At 61.2% G+C, this 19,373-nt stretch carries 14 protein-coding genes and 1 pseudogene; 10 read left to right on the top strand and 5 right to left on the bottom strand.

The features are described 5' to 3' along the window. Positions 1 to 139: 139 nt before the first annotated feature. The 5 genes from ELH03_RS25950 (at position 140) to ELH03_RS37540 (ending at position 12,274) form a co-directional block, all read left to right on the top strand. Positions 140 to 6,439, top strand: coding sequence for a HAMP domain-containing protein (locus tag ELH03_RS25950; protein ID WP_130766897.1), 6,300 nt, complete (start codon positions 140 to 142; stop codon positions 6,437 to 6,439). 10 nt (positions 6,440 to 6,449) lie between these two features. After that, a complete protein-coding gene (locus tag ELH03_RS25945; protein WP_128401413.1) occupies positions 6,450 to 8,126 on the top strand; it encodes a response regulator in 1,677 nt (558 codons plus the stop codon). A 133-nt stretch (positions 8,127 to 8,259) separates the two neighbouring features. Then, on the top strand, positions 8,260 to 10,029 hold the full coding sequence (gene treZ / locus ELH03_RS25940; protein ID WP_128401412.1) for a malto-oligosyltrehalose trehalohydrolase: 1,770 nt from the start codon (positions 8,260 to 8,262) through the stop codon (positions 10,027 to 10,029). A 29-nt stretch (positions 10,030 to 10,058) separates the two neighbouring features. Then, the gene (gene malQ / locus ELH03_RS25935; RefSeq protein ID WP_128411476.1) at positions 10,059 to 11,924 is read left to right on the top strand and encodes a 4-alpha-glucanotransferase; all 1,866 of its coding nucleotides are present in this window, start codon (positions 10,059 to 10,061) and stop codon (positions 11,922 to 11,924) included. 191 nt (positions 11,925 to 12,115) lie between these two features. Next, complete coding sequence (locus ELH03_RS37540; RefSeq protein WP_164902050.1) at positions 12,116 to 12,274, top strand: hypothetical protein; 159 nt, start codon at positions 12,116 to 12,118, stop codon at positions 12,272 to 12,274. A 168-nt stretch (positions 12,275 to 12,442) separates the two neighbouring features. On the opposite strand, the gene ELH03_RS25930 is transcribed toward ELH03_RS37540, so the two are convergent. The 3 genes from ELH03_RS25930 to ELH03_RS38070 form a co-directional block, all read right to left on the bottom strand. Further along, a complete protein-coding gene (locus ELH03_RS25930) occupies positions 12,443 to 13,630 on the bottom strand; it encodes an aq_1923 C-terminal domain (protein ID WP_130766896.1) in 1,188 nt (395 codons plus the stop codon). Between the two features lie 395 nt (positions 13,631 to 14,025). Then, positions 14,026 to 14,382, bottom strand: coding sequence for a hypothetical protein (locus tag ELH03_RS25925; protein WP_130766895.1), 357 nt, complete (start codon positions 14,380 to 14,382; stop codon positions 14,026 to 14,028). Between the two features lie 146 nt (positions 14,383 to 14,528). Continuing rightward, positions 14,529 to 14,702, bottom strand: a complete 174-nt coding sequence (locus ELH03_RS38070; protein WP_245461672.1) for a DUF5086 family protein — start codon at positions 14,700 to 14,702, stop codon at positions 14,529 to 14,531. Between the two features lie 288 nt (positions 14,703 to 14,990). Here ELH03_RS38070 and ELH03_RS25915 point away from each other — a divergent pair, with 288 nt between their 5' ends. From ELH03_RS25915 to ELH03_RS25895, 5 genes are all read left to right on the top strand, one after another. Continuing rightward, the gene (locus ELH03_RS25915; protein ID WP_026188716.1) at positions 14,991 to 15,281 is read left to right on the top strand and encodes a hypothetical protein; all 291 of its coding nucleotides are present in this window, start codon (positions 14,991 to 14,993) and stop codon (positions 15,279 to 15,281) included. 127 nt (positions 15,282 to 15,408) lie between these two features. Continuing rightward, positions 15,409 to 15,816 carry a hypothetical protein gene (locus ELH03_RS25910; RefSeq protein ID WP_128401467.1) on the top strand — a complete coding sequence of 136 codons (408 nt, stop codon included), beginning with the start codon at positions 15,409 to 15,411 and terminating at the stop codon, positions 15,814 to 15,816. A 67-nt stretch (positions 15,817 to 15,883) separates the two neighbouring features. Next, on the top strand, positions 15,884 to 16,132 hold the full coding sequence (locus tag ELH03_RS25905; protein WP_047620680.1) for a hypothetical protein: 249 nt from the start codon (positions 15,884 to 15,886) through the stop codon (positions 16,130 to 16,132). 124 nt (positions 16,133 to 16,256) lie between these two features. Beyond that, positions 16,257 to 16,487, top strand: coding sequence for a hypothetical protein (locus ELH03_RS25900; RefSeq protein ID WP_026188714.1), 231 nt, complete (start codon positions 16,257 to 16,259; stop codon positions 16,485 to 16,487). 132 nt (positions 16,488 to 16,619) lie between these two features. Next, complete coding sequence (locus ELH03_RS25895) at positions 16,620 to 16,880, top strand: hypothetical protein (RefSeq protein WP_128401408.1); 261 nt, start codon at positions 16,620 to 16,622, stop codon at positions 16,878 to 16,880. A gap of 122 nt (positions 16,881 to 17,002) precedes the next feature. On the opposite strand, the pseudogene ELH03_RS25890 reads toward ELH03_RS25895, so the two are convergent. Together ELH03_RS25890 and ELH03_RS25885 are read right to left on the bottom strand one after the other, a co-directional pair. After that, positions 17,003 to 18,106, bottom strand: a pseudogene (locus ELH03_RS25890) (helix-turn-helix transcriptional regulator). A 176-nt stretch (positions 18,107 to 18,282) separates the two neighbouring features. Next, positions 18,283 to 19,353 carry a LacI family DNA-binding transcriptional regulator gene (locus ELH03_RS25885; protein WP_128411477.1) on the bottom strand — a complete coding sequence of 357 codons (1,071 nt, stop codon included), beginning with the start codon at positions 19,351 to 19,353 and terminating at the stop codon, positions 18,283 to 18,285. Positions 19,354 to 19,373: the final 20 nt, after the last annotated feature.

The raw sequence follows: 19,373 nt of genomic DNA, 5'->3' as shown, positions 1-19,373 counted from the left end.
GATGTCCGGCGAGCACTTTGGATATCTGCAACTATCAGGCTCATTTTCGGCGCTGAATCATGTTAGTATGGACACGGGACGGCCATACCATTTTCCTAGTCGAGCACTAAATTACCAGTCGTCGAAGAGGGGGATTCTCGTGAACAACCAAACCAGCGAATTCGCGCGCGACAATGCCGCGGCAGGCAACGTCAATGGTCAGGACCACAAAGCAATGGCGTTGGACGAGGCCAGTGCGCTTCTGGAGGTGCTGGTCGCGGTAAGACGGGGCGATTTTTCGGTGCGGATGCGGTCGGATCTGACCGGTGTCACCGGCAAGGTCGCCGACGCTCTCAATGACATCATCGCCGCCAATCAGCGCATGGCCCAGCAGCTCGAGCATGTCGGGCAGGTGGTCGGCCGGGACGGGCGAACGAGCACGCGCGTGCGCTTCGGCCTGTCGGACGGCTCCTGGTCCGAAATGGAAGGATCGATCAACGGTCTGATCGACGATCTCCTGTGGCCGACGACGGCCGTGACCCGGACAATCACCGCGGTCGCCAAGGGTGATCTTCTGCAGACCGTGCCGCTCGATGTCGACGGGCGGGCGCTCAAAGGTGAGTTCCTGCGCTCGGCCGATATCGTCAATACGATGATCAAGCAGCTGAGCGTCTTCACATCGGAAGTGACGCGCGTCGCACGCGAGGTCGGCACGGACGGAAAACTCGGCGGCCAGGCGCAGGTGCCGGAGGTGACGGGTGTCTGGAAGGATCTCACCGAAAGCGTGAACTCGATGGCGTCGAACCTGACGGCGCAGGTGCGCAACATCGCGGAAGTGACGATCGCCGTTGCGAATGGCGATCTTTCCAAGAAGATCACCGTCGACGTGCGCGGCGAGATCCTGCAGCTGAAGGAGGCGATCAACACCATGGTCGACCAGCTCAGGTCCTTCGCCTCGGAAGTGACGCGCGTCGCCCGCGAGGTCGGCACCGAGGGCAAGCTGGGCGGCCAGGCGCTGGTGCCGGGCGTCGCCGGAACCTGGAAGGACCTGACCGATTCCGTCAACGCCATGTGCGGCAACCTGACCGCCCAGGTCCGCAACATTGCTCAGGTGACCACGGCCGTGGCGCGCGGCGACCTGTCGCGCAAGATCACTGTCGACGTTTCCGGCGAAATCCTGGAGCTCAAGGAAACCATCAACACGATGGTCGACCAGCTCAACGGGTTTGCGGGCGAGGTGACGCGCGTGGCGCGTGAAGTCGGCACCGAAGGTCGGCTCGGCGGACAGGCGCAAGTGCCCGGCGTCGCCGGCACCTGGAAGGACTTGACCGACAACGTCAATTCCATGGCCTCGAACCTCACTGCGCAGGTGCGCAACATCGCCGAGGTCTCGACTGCGATCGCCAATGGCGACCTGTCGAAGAAGATCACGGTCACGGTGTCGGGGGAAATCCTCGAGCTGAAGGAGACGATCAACACGATGGTCGATCAGCTGAACGCTTTTGCGTCGGAAGTGACCCGTGTGGCCCGCGAAGTGGGCACGGAGGGCCGGCTTGGCGGCCAGGCCAATGTGCGCGGCGTCGCCGGCACCTGGAAGGATCTTACCGAGAACGTCAACTCGATGGGCGGCAACCTGACGGCGCAGGTGCGCAATATCGCGGAGGTCTCGACTGCCATCGCCAACGGCGACCTGTCGAAGAAGATCACCGTCGACGTGAAGGGAGAGATCCTCGAATTGAAGGAAACCATCAATACGATGGTCGACCAGTTGAACGCCTTTGCGTCGGAAGTGACCCGCGTCGCCCGCGAAGTGGGCACGGAGGGCCGGCTCGGCGGACAGGCCAATGTGCGCGGCGTCGCCGGCACCTGGAAGGACCTGACAGACAGCGTCAATTCCATGGCTTCCAACCTCACCGGGCAGGTGCGCAACATCGCCGAAGTCGCGACCGCCGTCGCCCAGGGAGACCTGTCCAAGAAGATCACCGTCACCGTGTCGGGCGAAATCCTCGAACTGAAGGAGACCATCAACACGATGGTCGATCAGCTCAACGGCTTTGCCGGCGAGGTGACGCGTGTGGCGCGCGAGGTCGGCACGGAAGGGCGGCTCGGCGGCCAGGCGAACGTGCTCGGCGTCGCCGGCACCTGGAAGGATCTGACGGACAGCGTCAATTCCATGGCGGGCAATCTGACGGCGCAGGTGCGCAACATCGCCGAAGTCTCGACTGCGATTGCCAATGGCGACCTGTCGAAGAAGATCACGGTGTCGGTCTCGGGTGAAATCCTTGAGCTCAAGGAAACGCTGAACACCATGGTCGATCAGCTGAACCGCTTCGCTTCCGAAGTCACGCGCGTTGCCCGCGAGGTTGGCACCGAGGGCAAGCTCGGTGGCCAGGCGCAGGTGCCGGGTGTCGCCGGTACCTGGAAGGACCTCACCGAAAACGTCAACTCCATGGCCTCCAACCTTACCGGCCAGGTTCGCAACATCGCCGAAGTCACGACGGCCGTGGCGCGCGGCGACCTGTCGCGCAAGATCACTGTCGACGTGAAGGGGGAAATCCTCGAACTGAAGAACACCATCAATACGATGGTCGATCAGCTCAACGCTTTTGCCGGCGAAGTGACGCGTGTCGCCCGCGAAGTCGGCACCGAAGGCAAGCTCGGCGGCCAGGCGCAGGTGCCCGGCGTCGCCGGCACCTGGAAGGACCTGACGGACAGCGTCAACTCAATGGCGGGCAATCTGACGGCGCAGGTGCGCAACATCGCCGAGGTGGCCACCGCCATCGCCAATGGCGACCTGTCGCGCAAGATCACGGTCGACGTGCGCGGCGAAATCCTGCTCCTGAAGGATACGCTGAATACCATGGTCGATCAGCTTCGCTCTTTTGCCGGCGAAGTGACGCGTGTCGCCCGCGAAGTCGGCACCGATGGCAGGCTGGGCGGCCAGGCCGTCGTTCCCGGTGTCGCCGGCACCTGGAAGGACCTGACCGACAACGTCAACCTGCTCGCCGCCAATCTGACGACCCAGGTTCGAAACATCGCCGAAGTCACGACGGCCGTGGCGCGCGGCGACCTGTCGCGCAAGATCACCGTCGACGTGAAGGGGGAAATCCTCGAACTGAAGAACACCATCAACACGATGGTGGATCAGCTCAACGCCTTCGCCGGCGAAGTCACGCGTGTGGCCCGCGAAGTCGGCACCGAAGGCAAGCTCGGCGGCCAGGCGCAGGTGCCGGGCGTCGCCGGCACCTGGAAAGACTTGACCGACACCGTCAACGTCATGGCCGCCAACCTGACCGAGCAGGTCCGCGGCATCGTCAAGGTGGTGACGGCGGTGGCAAACGGCGACCTCGAGCAAAATCTCACCGTCGCATCCAAGGGCGAGGTGGCAGCCCTTGCCGAGACCATCAACAACATGACCAACACGCTTGCGACCTTTGCCGATCAGGTGACCACGGTTGCGCGTGAGGTGGGCGTGGAAGGCCGTCTCGGCGGTCAGGCGAATGTTCCCGGCACCGCGGGAACCTGGAAGGACTTGACCGGCAACGTCAACCTGCTGGCAGCCAATCTGACGACGCAGGTGCGCGCCATCGCCGAGGTGGCGACCGCCGTCACCAAGGGTGACCTGACGCGCTCGATCAAGGTCGACGCGCGCGGCGAAGTGGCCGAGCTCAAGGACAACATCAACACGATGATCGACAACCTCAGGCTCACCACCGAGCGCAACACCGAGCAGGACTGGCTGAAGACCAACCTGGCGCGCTTCACCAACATGCTGCAGGGGCAGCGCGACCTGACGCTGGTCGGCAAGATGCTGCTGTCGGAGCTGGCGCCTCTGGTCAGTGCCCATCAAGGGGTCATCTACCAGGTGGATGCCGACGAGCGGCAGCCGGTATTGTCGCTGCTCTCCACCTATGCGCAAGGCGGCGAGGCCGCGCACCCGGCACGTCTCGAGTTCGGCCAGGGACTTGTCGGCCAGTGCGCCAGCGACGCTCGCCGCATCCTGGTCACCGACCTTCCCGACAATGTCGTTCCGATAAGCTCCGGCGTGTTCACGACCTTGCCGAGAAGCGCCATCGTGCTGCCGGTGCATTTCGAGGGGCAGGTGAAAGCCGTGATCGAGCTGGCCTCCGCCGGCGAATTCACCGAGTTGCAGCTGTCGTTCCTCGACCAGCTGACGACATCGATCGGCATCGTCCTCAACTCGATCGAAGCGACCATGCAGACCGAAGGCCTGCTCAAGCAATCCCAGCAGCTTGCCGCCGAGCTTCAGACGCAGCAGCGCGAGCTGCAGCAGACCAACGAGCAGCTCGGGCAGAAGGCGCAGCAGCTGGAGGAACGCAACGTCGAAGTCGAGGCGAAGAACCAGGAGATCGAGCAGGCCCGGCGCGCGCTGGAGGAAAAGGCAACCGAGCTGGCGCTGACATCGAAATACAAATCCGAATTCCTCGCCAACATGTCGCATGAGCTGCGCACGCCGTTGAACTCGATCCTCATCCTCGGCCAGCAGCTGGGAGAAAATCCGGATGGCAACCTGTCGGGCAAACAGGTCGAGTTCGCCAAGACGATCCACGGCGCGGGAACCGATCTGTTGAACCTCATCAGCGACATCCTCGACCTGTCGAAGATCGAGTCCGGAACGGTCTCGGTCGATGCCGAGGAGATTTTTGTCAGCAACCTGCTCGAGATGATGGCGCGGCCATTCCGGCACGAGGCCGAAAACCGGAACCTGTCGTTCTCGGTCGACGTCGGCGCCGATGTTGCCAAGAGCCTCATCACGGATTCGAAGCGACTGCAGCAGATCCTCAAGAACCTGCTGTCGAATGCCTTCAAGTTCACCGCGCAGGGCGGCGTGACGCTTCGCGTCGCCTCGGCAACGACCGGCTGGTCGTCCGATCACCCCTCGTTGAAGCATGCGCCTTCGGTCATCGCCTTCGAAGTCGTCGACACCGGTATCGGCATACCCCCGGAAAAACAGCGCATCATTTTCGAGGCGTTCCAACAGGCGGATGCCTCGACAAGCCGCAAATACGGCGGAACCGGCCTCGGCTTAGCGATCAGCCGCGAACTGGCAAACCTCTTGGGCGGCGAGATCCAGCTGCGCAGCACCCCCGGTGTTGGCAGCACCTTCGTTCTCTACCTGCCTCTGACTTATGTGGGCGCCGGCGCGGTTGCGCCGAAGTCGGTTCCGCCGGCAAATGTCGTGGAATTTGCCGAAGCGGCAGCAAACCGCCGTGCCGACAAGCCAACCGAACATGTCGAAGACGATCGCCACCAGATAACGGCCGGCGACTCGGTGCTGCTCGTCGTCGAGGACGACGCGCATTACGCCCGCGTCCTGGTGGATCTCGCCCGCGACAACGGATTCAAGGTTCTGGTGGCGATGCGCGGCAGCGATGCTCTCGCACTCGCGCAGGACTACAGGCCGGCGGCGATCTCGCTCGACATCTTCCTGCCCGACATGCTCGGCTGGACGGTGCTGAGCCAGCTCAAGCAGAATCCGCAGACGCGGCATATTCCGGTCCAGATCATCAGCCTCGACGAGGATCGCCAGCATGGGCTGACCCGTGGCGCCTTCGCTTTCATGAGTAAGCCGACGACGCCGGAGGGCCTCGGCAAGGCGCTGTCGCGATTGAAGGCCTATGCGCAGCCGCGTCGCAAGCATCTGCTGCTCGTGGAAGACAACGAGGCCGAGCGTTTGAGCGTCACCGCCCTTCTCGGACACGACGACATCGATATCACCAGCGTCGGCTCAGGATCGGAGGCTCTCGCCGCCCTTCGGCAGAATGCCGCCGACTGCGTGGTGCTCGACCTTTCCTTGCCCGATATGTCCGGCTTCGAAGTGCTGGAGCAAATACGCGACGACGCCGAGATCGGCGAGGTGCCGGTGGTCGTGTTCACCGGCCGGGAGCTTTCCGCTGAGGAAGACGCGACGCTGCACAGCATGGCCCGGAGCGTCGTGGTGAAAGGGGTCGAGTCGCCCGAGCGTCTGCTGGATGAGACGGCCCTGTTTCTGCACCGGGTGGTCGCCGACCTGCCGGCAGCAAAGCAGGCGACGCTGCAGGACCTGCATAGCTCGGACGAGGATCTGGTCGGCGAGACCGTGCTGCTCGTCGACGACGACGCCCGTAACATCTTCGCGCTGAGCAGCGTCCTCGAACGCCGGGGAATGAAGGTCCTGACCGCGACGACCGGCAGCGAGGCCATTGACGTCATCAACAACGAACCCTCGGTCGCGATCGTGCTGATGGACATCATGATGCCCGGAATGGACGGCTACGAGACGATGCAGGTCATCCGTTCGGAGCCCCGGTTCCGGCGGCTGCCGATCCTGGCGCTGACGGCCAAAGCGATGAAGGGCGACCGCGAGAAATGCCTGGAGGCGGGCGCATCCGACTACCTGGCAAAGCCGGTCAATACCGAACGGCTTCTGTCGGCTCTTCGCATGTGGCTGCATCGCTGAGGACCTGGCCATGAACCCCGTCAACATCCTTCTCGTCGACGACCAACCGGCAAAGCTCCTGAGTTACGAGGTCATTCTCGAAGAGCTCCAGGAAAACCTCATCAAGGCGCAATCCGCTCGCGAAGCCTTCGAGCACCTGTTGCGCACCGAAATCGCGGTGATCCTCGTCGATGTCTGCATGCCCGAACAGGACGGGTTCGAGCTCGTCAGCATGATCCGGCAGCATCCGCGCTATCAGAACACGCCGATCATCTTCGTTTCCGCCGTCATGCTGGCGGAACCCGACCGGCTGCGCGGTTATGCGGTGGGCGCGGTCGACTATGTCTCCGTTCCGATCGTCCCCGAGGTGCTCAGAGCCAAGGTGCGGGTCTTTGCCGATCTCTACCGGAAGACGAGGGAACTCGAACGCCTGAACGCCGAGCTGGAGGCCCGCGTTCACCAGCGCACCGCCGAGCTCGAGGCCTCGGCAGCGCAGTTGCGTGAGCTCAACGAGGAACTCGAACACCGGATCGATCAACGAACGCGGGAGCGCGAAGAGGCGCTCGCACAGCTGTTCGAGGCGCAGAAGCTCGACACGATCGGCCACCTGACGGGTGGTGTGGCTCACGACTTCAATAACCTGCTGATGGCAGTTCTCGGCAGCCTGAACCTTCTGAAGAAACGGCTTCCGGCCGATGAACGCAGCGAACGCCTGGTGACGAATGCGATTCAGGCGGCCGAGCGCGGTACCGCGCTGACCCAGCGCCTGCTTGCCTTCGCGCGCCGCCAGGAGCTGAAGCCACAGGCGGTCGACTTCCTCCGGCTGTTCGAAAACGTCGAGGATCTTCTCGCCAAGGCGGTGGGGCCGCGCATCGAAATCCACAAGAGCATCCCGGCGGATCTCGCACCTCTTCTGGTCGACAGCAACCAGTTGGAACTGGCGCTGCTCAACCTGTTCGTCAATGCCCGGGATGCGCTCGAAAGCGGCGGAGCCGTGACGGTGGCCGCGGCGGCAGCCGAAGAAGCCCTGCCGGCCAGCCTCGCAGGTGGAAATTACATCAGGATATCGGTGTCGGACGATGGCGAGGGGATGGACGAGGCAACGGTCTCGCGTGCCGCCGAACCGTTTTTCACCACCAAAGGGGTCGGCAAGGGCACCGGTCTCGGCCTGTCTATGGTGCATGGCCTGGCAGCACAATCCGGCGGCTCGATCCAGATATCGAGCGCCAGGGGCAAGGGCACGACCGTTTCCCTGTGGCTGCCCGTTGCCGAGACATTCGTCAAGGTGCAGCCGGCCGTCGAGCCTCCGGCGACGGAGCCTTTAAAACCGGCGTCGCGGCCGCTCGCCATTCTCGTCGTCGACGACGACGCCCTTGTCAGGACGGGAACCGTAGCGATGCTGGAGGATCTGGGGCATCTGCCGCAAGAGGCGTCTTCCGCTTCCCAGGCTTTGGAATTTTTTGCTGACGGACAGGGTTGTGATCTGGTCATCACCGATCATGCCATGCCGGGCATGACCGGCGCGGAGCTTGCGCGTCACCTTCGCTCCTCCTTTCCAGGCCTGCCCATCATCCTTGCCTCGGGCTATGCCGAGTTTTCCGAAGACCATGGCCTCGGCCGGATGCTGCGGATGAAGAAGCCGTTCACGCAGGAACAGCTTCAGGCGGCCATGGATCAGGCGCTCTCGGGCAAAGTCGCGGCGGCCTGACGATCAAAGCGTAAACATGCCGAGCGGCCATCCTGGTGACAGCGGCCGCTTTCGTGCGTCCGCTTGCGGACGAAACTTTTTGCTCCCGCAAAAGTTACCCAAATCGCATCCCAATTTCATCGAAGGCTTTCCCTTGACCAAAATGACGTTCGGCCCCGCATTCACCGAAGAGGGCATTCTGTTTCGCCTCTGGGCTCCCTTGCATGAAAGCGTGTCTCTGAAGCTGGAAGGTGCTCCCCCGCGCCCAATGCAGGCGGCTGGGGACGGTTGGCACCGCCGTACGGTCGCGCAAGCCCATGCCGGTACGCTTTATCGCTTTGTCCTGCCGGACGGTTCCGAAGTTCCTGATCCCGCCTCGCGGTTCCAGCCACAGGATGTGCACGGGCCGAGCGAAGTGGTCGACCTTTCCACCTATCGCTGGACGACGAGCGACTGGACGGGTCGGCCCTGGGAAGAGATGGTCATCTACGAGATGCATATCGGCTGCTTCACGCCGGAGGGCACTTTCAAGGCCGCGATCGAGCGGCTCGACCATCTGCAAGCGCTGGGCGTTACAGCGCTGCAGATCATGCCGCTTAGTGAATTTCCTGGCCGTTACAGCTGGGGCTATGACGGTGTGCTGCCCTACGCTCCGGACAGCAGCTACGGCCGGCCGGAAGATTTCATGGCGCTGGTGGACGCGGCGCATGAGCGCGGCATCTCGGTTTTCCTGGACGTGGTCTACAATCACTTCGGGCCGGACGGCAATTACATCCCCGCCTATGCGCCGCTCTTTACCGAGCACCACAAGACGCCCTGGGGCAACGGCGTCAATTACGACGGCGATGGATCGGAGATGATCCGCGAATTCATCATCCAGAACGCCATCTACTGGATCACCGAGTTCAGGCTAGACGGTTTCCGCTTCGATGCGGTCCACGCTATCAAGGATGACAGCGCCGAGCATCTGCTTCACGCACTTGCCCGCCGCGTCCGGGCCGCGGCGGGCAGTCGGCATGTTCACCTGATCGTCGAAAACGAGGAGAACGACAGCGACCTGCTGAAGCGTGACGAAAACGGGGAGGCGAGGCTGTTCACCGCCCAGTGGAACGATGACGTGCACCATGTGCTGCATATCACTGCTACGGGCGAAACCTTCGGCTACTATGCCGACTACGCCGGTGACGCCGGCAAGCTCGGCAGGGCGCTGGCGGAAGGTTTCGTGTTTCAGGGTGAACACATGCCCTACCGCGGCGGAAGCCGCGGCAGGCCGAGCGGCCACTTGCCGCCCACCGCTTTTATCTCCTTCATCCAGAACCATGACCAGATCGGCAACAGGGCGCTGGGGGACCGGGTCCTGGCTTCAAGCCCGGCTGATGTCGTCAAGGCTGTCGCTGCGATCTACCTGTTGGCGCCCGAGATCCCGATGTTGTTCATGGGCGAGGAATGGGGCGCCAAAGAACCTTTTCCCTTCTTCTGCGATTTCGACGAGGACCTGAACGAGAAGGTCAGGAAAGGCCGTCGTGAGGAGCTCTCCCGTCTGCCGGGCTTCGACGCAGACGACCTTCTCGACCCGACGGCGCCATCGACCTTCGCGGCTGCCAAGCTGGACTGGTCGAAACTCGCCTCCTCCGATGTCCTCGATTTTTACAGGACGCTTCTCGACCTCCGACACCGACGGATCGTGCCATCGCTGAAAGGCGCCGGCGCCGGAAACGCGGTCTATCGCTCGGCAGGAAGCGCGCTCGCGGTGGATTGGACCCTGGCGCAAAACCGACGTCTTCATCTGCGCGCCAACCTCGGCACCGAGGCGGCTACGCTCGTCTCGCAGCAGGACGATGGCGAGACGATCTTCGGTCTCGGCGGCAGCGATGGCGACAATCTCGCGCCCTGGACGGTGATCTGGAAAATCAGCGAGGCGTGACGGCGTGCTGACAGGAAGGCGATCGAACGATGAAATCCGCTGAGCTCGACAAGCTCGCCCGCCGGCACGGCATCAGCCCGACCAGGCCCAGCCCCGACAATCGGGAGGTGGCGATATCAGGCGAGACCAAGCGCAAGATCCTCTCGGCATTGAAGATCGACGTGCCGGGAGCGGCCGATCACGAGACCGGCACGCCGCGGCGGGAGCCCAAGCCGGCGGCTGAGAAGATTGCCACGTCATTTCTGCCGGATTTCCTTTCCGGCACGCGGGTATGGGGTGTGAGTCTACAGCTTTACGAACTCCGTTCGGCACGCAACTGGGGCATAGGAGACTTCGAGGATCTGGCCGATATGGCGGATCTCTTGGGTTCACTGGGCGCCGATTTCATCGGCCTCACCCCGCTTCACGCGCCATTTCTCGCCGATCCCGAGCGTTGCAGCCCCTATGAGCCCTCGAGCCGCCAGCATCTCAACCCGCTCTATATCGCGGTCGACCGGTTGCCGGGTTTTGTCTCTAGTCCGGAACTCGAACGGCAATTGGCAAGCCTTCGCCAAACCAATCTCGTCGATTACGCCGGCGTCGCACAGATCAAGCTTAGGGTCCTGCGCGATCTCTGGCCGGCCTGGCGACAGCGCAGCGTGATTGACGAGGCCTATGATCCGGCCGATTTCGATGCCTTCATCACGCAAGGCGGTAACAGCCTGCGGCTGCACGCGCTTTTCGAATGCCTCTCATTTTCCATGGTCGAGCGCGGGGCAGGCGCCGGCTGGCAACGGTGGCCGGCCGATTTCCAACGCTTCGACAGCGCCGCTGTCGCCGAATTTGAGCGCGGACACGCGGAGGATGTCCGCTTCCATATGTGGCTGCAGTGGCTCGCTCACCAGCAGCTGATGCAGGCGGCGGACCGGGCTGGGAAGGCCGGTCTGCGGATCGGGCTCTATCTCGATCTTGCCGTCGGGGAGGCGGTCGATGGCTCGGCGACATGGAGCGAGCCGGATATCTATGTCTCCAAGGCCACGATCGGCAGCCCTCCCGATCCCTTCGCCGTCGACGGGCAGGACTGGCACCTTGCCGGATACCTGCCTTCCGCGATCGCCGCAGGCGAGATGTCTCCTTTCCGGCGCATGGTAAGCACTGCCATGCGATATGCGGGCGCCATCCGCATCGACCACGCCGCAGCGCTTCGCCGCCTCTTCCTGGTGCCACTGGGCAGCAGGCCGGACGGCGGCGCCTATGTCCGCTATCCCAAGGATCGGCTGCTGCAGATCCTTGCCGAAGCGTCCGCCGAGCATCGGTGCCTCGTCATCGGAGAAGACCTGGGACTGATCCCCAAGGGATTGCAGGACGATCTGGCAGCGGCCCACATTCTCTCCTACCGCATCCTATCCTATGAACAGGACGAGAAGGGCTTCAAGCCGGCGGACGTCTATCCCGTCCTGGCTTTGGCCTGCATTTCGACGCACGACCACCAGACCCTTGCTGGCTGGTGGCGCGGCGCCGACATTCAGGCCCGGTGCGACCACGGCATCGTGCCGCCCGATCTCACCGAAAGACATCTCGAAGACCGCAAGCGCGAGCGGAGGAACCTGAAGACGGCGCTCAAGGCTGCCGGCCTCGACCTGCCGGCCCGGCTTTCCCAAGCGAGGGCAAGCGACGAGACGCTGAGGGAACTGACGGTCGGCGCCTACCGCTTCATCGCCAGGACCCCGTCGCTTCTCGCCGTGGTCCGTCTTGCCGATCTCACCGACGAGAAAAGACCGACCAATGTTCCGGGCACCAGCGACAGCTATCCGAACTGGAAGCCGAAGCTATCGGTTTTGCTCACGGATCTGGTGTCGAGCCCGCTGCTTAAGGGCGTGACGGCGGCAATGCGGGAGGAGAGGCCGCGGGCGTGACTAAGGCCGGGCGAGCCGTCAATTTCGTCCTTGTCGTTCGATCGGGTCCGCCGCGCGTATGGAAATCGATCAGGGAGGGAACGAATAGGAAGCCGGCGAATTTTGAAGGAACAAGGACAGGCATTGCCGAGATGAGGACCCGTCCGCTTTCGCCGCGTCAGATGCGGCGACTATATTGATGGAAAAAGACCATGACGACCGCATTCATCCTTATCGCATTGGCTCTGATCATCTACGCCGGCCCGACGCTGCTGTTCATCTGCGTCGGATATGCCGACTATATGCTGGAGCGGCGAAGGCATATGGTGGCTCTGAAGCACGCCGTGAAGCGTCGCAGCGACGAGTTTTAGCGCAATTCGCGGGAAAGCCGCTTCGCACCTCTCCTTGAATTGCTCGAGGCGGTGGACACCTTCGCCGGCCTTGGACGTTACCCGGCTTTCCCAGAGAAATGGATCCAGAGGCGGGTCGGCAAAATCCGCCTCTGGCAACCGGCGTTGATGAAGCGCCTCTCCGAATGGTTAGTCGTTCGCCGTGACCTTGACGCCGAGCACGGAAGGAATGGTGTTCGGTGCACCCATGGCCGCGCCGATGATCATCGGGACGGGAACCGGCTTTTCCGGTGCGGCGCTGATCGTCAGGCTTTTCGGTCCGTCGAGATAGGTGTTGACGGCAGCCGACACCTGGTTTTGCAGCTCGGGCATGTTGAGCTGCGCCATCATCATCGGCACGAGACCTTTCAGCGATTGCGCCAACTGGTCGCCCGTGACGCCCTGCTGCGAGCCGGCATAATCGAGTGCCTTCTTGGTGATCGAGGCATCGTCGAAGCGGATCGAGGCGCTGTTGATCGTCAGCTGCTGCATCAGCCCCAGCATCGCAAGGCCTACGGCCTGATTGGCCTCTTCCTTGTTCGGATTGGCCTCGGCGGTCTTCACCGCCTCCTGCAGCGACTTGATGAAGCCCAGCGTGTAACCGGAGAAGTCGACGGCGAAATTCAGCCGGCCGATATTCTTGAAGTCGAAAGCATATTCGTCGACAGCGACCTTGCCGCTTTCGATTTCCCAGATGCCCTTCATCGTCACCGTGCCGTCGAGCGTGGTCAGGCCCAGTTTCTCGATAGCCTCCTTCGCGTTCGCATCCTCGACTTGCGACAGGTCGGCCTTGAGGCCGGCGACATTGGCGTCATAGGAAAAGCCGCCATCCTGGCGTCCCAGGTTCGACTCGATGCTCTCGATCGCAAGCACGTCCTTGCCCTTGATGTTGAGAGCGATCGGTCCGGTGCTGACGGTTTCATAGAGGAGGATGTCGTTCAGCGTATCGCCCGTTGCATTGGCGGGAATCGTGAGGCCGGTGATCTGGATCTCGTTTGCGGAAAAGCGTCCTTCCTCCTGGCTGATGTCGATATCCGGGAAGGAGACGGTCTTGGCGTGATAGCCACCGCCTTCGATTTCCTCAACACCCTCGAAGGTGAGATCGCCGATCTTCAAAGTGTCGCCGGGTAGGCTCGAAGATCCCACCTGGACACCGGTCGCCGTTACCGTGTCGCCATCGGCTTCCGCCTTCTCGAAGGTGATGACCGTACCGCCGGCACTGGTTGCGGCATTGAGCTTCTTCATCATGTCCGTGCCATCAAGGGCAAGCGCCGGGCCAGCCAGCGTCAGGAACGCGGTGCTTGCCATCATCAGGTGGAGATTGCGTATATGCTTCATGGAGATGTCCTTATGTAAAAAATAGATGCGAGGATTTCGAAATTCCCAGATGTGCCAACTTCCGGTCTCAGGTCGGAAAGACGGGAGGACACGAAGAGCGCCGCTGGATATCACGGCTTTCATCTGGTCAGCTAATTTGGAGGCTGTGAGGTTAGGATCAGCCGGAACGCTTGGGCTGAAAAAATATAGTCATCCTTCCGCCGGCGACGGGCGGCAGTATTTTCTCTAGCAGGGGTAGCGTTTCGACTCATCCGCTACACAGAAAGTGTATTTCTTCGATTCTTGCAACCCTTCGAACTCGGATGCCAAACCGGGAAACGTTCGACTGGATTTAGTGCGCATTTCGAACGCCCGTGGAAACGGCCAGTCCGCCTGAATGCCACCTTCCAGTGTCCCTATGCCTGCGACACTCGCCCGCGCAACAAATAGGCGAGCGAAAAGATCACCAGGAAGGGGTAGACGAGCGCGATCAGCGGCAGACCGGCAGCCAGCGCATCGTCTTGAACATAGATGTTGAGGACTCCAGCTCCGAGCACCAAAGGATAGAGCGGGGCAAACCTGTCGAACCACATCCTGAAAGGCCCCGCCAGGAGCAGAACGAACGCCGGCAGAATAAAAATGCCGAGATTTCTCGCAACATTCAGGAACTCAGGACCAAACGGTTCGGTAAAGGAATAAAGTCGGCCGACTTGGCGGGCCGCCCACAGAGCAGCGATTGTGGCCCCTGCATATCCTGCTGGTCTTGCCAACATGGCCGAACTTCCTTTTGTTCACACTCCCGCGTCGATAGGGTCCGTTCCTGTGACGATATCCGCGCGCCTACAGTGCCGCGCGTCTTTTCAGTATGCACTGACGTTCATGGGTGCATATTGTCCAGCGGCGCCAACGCATTCAAGAATTATCGTGCGACAAACGCCGGCCTCCTGCCGCATGACAGGTTGCGCGCCAGCCCGTAGGCGATCCGGAATTCGATGTCCTTGTAAAAATAGGTCTTGGCTTTTTGTCTCAGGCGGCTCCTGTCGAAAGCGTCTGCCGTTACGACAACATGTGCGGCAAGCCGTTTGAATTGCATGGCGGAGAACCTCGCTCCTTCTCGATCAGCTCGAGATGGTAATAAGGATCGTGATCGGCGGGCTCCGGATGCTTTTAGACGGTGGCCCAACGAACGGTCCGTGTTGAAAACATCTGGTGGTTCAACCGCTCCGGCACACGCGAAGACCGGTGCGCCCAAAATGGTTGCGACAGCCAGAAGGATAGCTCCAGGACTTATTCGCATGTTCTGGAACAATGTCTGTCGTCCCCTGTTACATTGACGATGAAAACGAGTGCCGCGCGAAAGACGAAGCAGCTGGAGGGCTCGATGAAGCGGAGCATAGGATTTGGGCTGGTTTTTGCCGTTGTGCTGACCGGCTGCACGACCAGCGCAGGCAGTTATTCGTCGGCGGGACTGGCCCCCATTCCCGGCAGCATCACGTATAATGGCCAGCCTCGCACGAAGTTGACGAAATCGCCCGTGGGTTCTTCCTTCCCGCATGATTTCACAGATCAATGGGGACGCCAGGTTGAGGAGATCTACATCATCCGGCCCGACAGGAGCTTGCTGATCGCCGAGCGCCACTACCGGCCGGTCTTCGCCCTCGACGACGACTAGACAGGATGACTTTAGGCCCACTCGGCTTAAAGTTTGAATCCTGTTTTAAATTCAATAGTTAGAACATGATGTTGTCCGAAAATCGCTGACATTTTTCGGTGTCATGTTCTAGGAAGGGGAAATGATCATGCCACGCCGCAAGAGCACTGAGACGACGACCCTCGATAGCAGAGGAGCCAAGATCGGCGAGCCGGTTCCGAAGGCCGTCATCGATACGAACACAGCCTCCGTCGGCGTTCCCCGGCAGCCTGATCATGACCTGGGCGAAGAACTGAGCGTGCTGCGAAAGCAGATCGGCGCGCTTCAGCAACAAGTCCTCGATGCTGCCCGGTCGGCAAAAGGAAGTGCCGGGAAAGCAATGCGTCAGACGGAAGCGGCGGTGAAGCTCTACCCGGCCTCGACGCTCCTCCTCGTCGCGGCGGTCGCCGGCGCGCTGGCATTCGCCGGACGTCGCGCCGCACTACCGCGCCATCGGCCCCAACCCGCACTGCGTGAGTTGAGGGATCTCTACGACATGATTCGAGGCCGCGTCTGACAAGATTTCAGGATTGTCAGCGTCACGATTATGGCCGACGCTTCGTTATCGAAGCGAGGGGACATTCATGTTGGATATCATCATACGCAGCGCTCTTGATGTCGTTGGGCGGACTGAGCGCCTTGTCGAAGCAATGAGGCGACTGCTCCAGAGTGACGACCTCGACGAAGTCGAGGTCTATGAGCTCGATTATGAGATCGAGCGCCTCGGGGACGTGGTTTTCAATGTGGACGAAGCCGTTCGATCGCTAGCTCGCACGGTTGAATGCTGGTCGCAAACCGCTCTCGCACACGAGATCCGTAGGACATTGCATTGACGGCTGATTCTGCGTGTCACGCTGATGTCACGCGACCGTCGCAGCAATATGTGCTTGATTGGCGCAGTTAGGCTCAGACCAGGGCAGGGTCGAGCCAAAATTGCTTTTTCGTTGGGGCATCGCAATGAGCTTGAACACTTCGGGGGAGGAATCTCAACCCCATGAATTCATCTTTCCGGTTCACACCCGGACGATCGCAGAGATCAGATACGATAGTCTGAGCCGCGTCATGACGGTGGTCTATCACGACGGCCACTCTTGCACGACTTCCGGCATACAAGGCCCGGCGATGCTGAGAATCCTCGCCCAGCGTCCGTTGGAGCGCTCTCCGTTTCTGTTGAAGACGGTCATCTGAGGCGGAAAGACGTCGCCAGTCGTTGCCGGTATAGCGGGGCAGGGCATCGGTTTGTTAAATCAGCATGGTCGTGCATCCATTTCCGCTGGGCCGCGTTCATCCACAATAGCCGGACCTATGGAGGGAACGCCGATGACCTTTCCACCGCCGAAGACCGAATCTCCCGCGCAGCGCTTCGAAGAGGCGACCGTAGCCGCGCGCGACGCTTTGGAAAGGCTGATTGCAGCCGCCAATGAAGCCGGATGGGGCGCCGAGGAGATAACCGCGGCACTCCTTAAGGCCGCGCAGTTTCTGAGCGATGCCAACAAGAGAGAGCCCGATCCGGCCGACGACCCCTCAATCAGCGATGCGCCTGCCAGGGAGCAGATTGGTCATGGCGAACTCTATGATTAGAGGGCGTAGCGCTGGTTTTTCCGACGCAATGAGTTTGAGTGTTGCGCCTCTCGGAACCCGTTCCCAATATGCAAAGGCTAGCTAGCCATGCGGGCGGTAGGAGACGAATTGCAAGTCTATCGTCAGCGCATGAGCAGCGCGACCAAACCAACCCGGGAGTTTACCCCGAGCTTGGAATAGATGTTTCTGAGGTGGGTTCTGACCGTTTCGTAGCTGATGTGATCGGCTATGGCCACCTCCTTTGGAGAATGGCCGGAGGCAATGCTTGAGGCGATCCGAATCTCCGTCGCAGTCAGTTTGTAGGCTTCCATTAAGAAGTCTCGCCGCTCATTGAGTGGCGTGGCCACCATCGGCTCGACAATGACGGCCACGGTCGGCCCCTCCAAGAACTCAGTGAATGCATCGGACTGGAGCCGAAGGAGTGTGATGCGATAACTAGCCTTGTCCTTCCCCTTTGCGATCGCCGTATGCGGCCTTGTTTGCACACCCTTTCTTGACGTCAGGAAATCGAGAACGGCAGTCGACTTCTCGCATTAAAGTTCGAGCTTGCCGCTTGGGGCGACATGCATAGGAAAGCCAGCCGCCATTAAGGCTTCTGCGCTCTTATTCCATTGGCGTGCTCGCCCATGCTCCGAAACGTAGATCAGTCCGACGCCGATGCTATCAAACAGGGTTTGCGTTGTCTGTCTTTCCGGGGCGAGAAGATCGCGCTTCCGGATGAAGTCGAAAGCCCTTTTCAAATGCGGAGCGAGTAGCGTGTAGCGCCCGGCTGCTTCTTTGTTGAAATCGGGGTCCGCTGACGACGTGCAGGTCGATAGGACGAAGGTGCGGGTTTCCTCCCGAATGATGGAGACACCGATGCTCGTCTCGCATTGGGCCTGCCCCTTCAGCCAATCATTGTAGAATTCCGATTTGAGCAAGTCCTCGCGTGGAAAGATTTCGTCTCCACAGACACCCTGACCGACGGGCACAAAGCTCAATCTCGGAATCCAGGGGTTCACTGCGGCAAAGTGGCTGCTGAACTGGTCGACCTCGGTCCTCGAGAACCCCGACACGTAAGGAACATGGGCCACAGGCGAGGCCAGATCGTGGTAATGGAGGGCAGCCTTTCCATTCGGCGAAGTTTGCGCCACGCGATCCAGAAAATCCTGCCAATCGCACTCACCGAATAGACTTCCATAGATCAAATCTATCAGCTCAGATGAAGCGTCTTTTGACTGGAGCATGATCTTTCCGAAAATCCAACAGCGAGTATTTCCGGTATTAAATAACGTTGGTCAGGCAAAGACAACAGCAACCCCATGTAATATCAAATCGGCGGACATGGGCATTCGTGACCAATCGCAATGCGGTACTACTCGCTACTTCGCAAGCGATGCAGGTATGGCCAACTCCATAGTTCTCACCGGTCGATCGTTGCGACGGAGCCGCGCACGACGAGGCTCGTGCTGACGCGCAGGCGTTCGACGGCAAGCGGGGCGCGTTCGATACGGGCGATGAGCCGCTCGCCGGCGAGCTTGCCCATCTCATAGACGCGTTGGTCGACGATAGTGATCGGCGGAACGGTAACGCTGGTCCAGTCGGCGTCGAGAAACGAAATCATCGAGACGTCCTTGGGGATCGACAGGCCGAGCGACTGCAGCGACTTGAAGATACGCAAGCCGACGAGGCTGTCTGAAGCCAGCAGTGCCGTTGGCGGCGATCCCTCCGAGAGCAGGCGTTTGATCACGCTGTCCGTCTGTTGCTGGTTCGTGGCGCCGAGCCTGATATAATGAAGAGGGTTCGGCAAACCCGCCTCGGTCAGGACGCTGACAAAACCCTCCACGCGTTCGCGGACGGCGGAATTCGAGATCCGCCCGATATCGGTGAGCCCACCATCCTCGGCATCCATGGCAGAGACGTAGGCGAGGCGGCGATGTCCTTGCCCGATCAGATAGCGGGTCGCGGTGATGGCCGCATCCCGGTCGTCGCCGGTCACGGCGTCGACATCGAGTTCCGGGATAGCCCGGTCGAACAGGACCAGCGGCACGCCGGCGCGGCGGACGTGCTGCAGATGTTCGATGCTGTCGCAGCGGGCTGGCGTGACGATCAGGCCATCGACACGTTTGCCGATCAGGAGGTCGACGGCCGATTTTTCCGCATCGAGCTCTTCGCCCGAATTCGCGATGATGACGTTGAATCCAGCAAGACGGGCCGCGTCGCTGATGCCGCGTACCGCCAGACTGAAGAAAGCGTTCTCGATATCGCCGACCACGACCCCGATGATGCCGGACCTTCCGGTGCTCATGCTCCGGGCGAGCTCGTTCGGGCGGTATTCGAGGGCGGCGGCCGCCGCCATGACCTGATCTGTGATCTTGGCGCTGACCACGCCGTAGCCGCCGAGCACACGGGCGGCCGTCGCCTTCGAGACCTTTGCGGCCTTCGCGACGTCGGCGACCGTGACTGCACGTTTCGAATGAGCGGAATCTTCCATGAGCCGAGGACTACAAGAGT

Source organism: Rhizobium beringeri, from assembly GCF_004306515.1.
GTDB classification, from domain to species: domain Bacteria; phylum Pseudomonadota; class Alphaproteobacteria; order Rhizobiales; family Rhizobiaceae; genus Rhizobium; species Rhizobium beringeri.
Note: the sequence above shows the minus strand (reverse complement) of the source record. Positions and strands in the feature narration are given on the sequence as shown.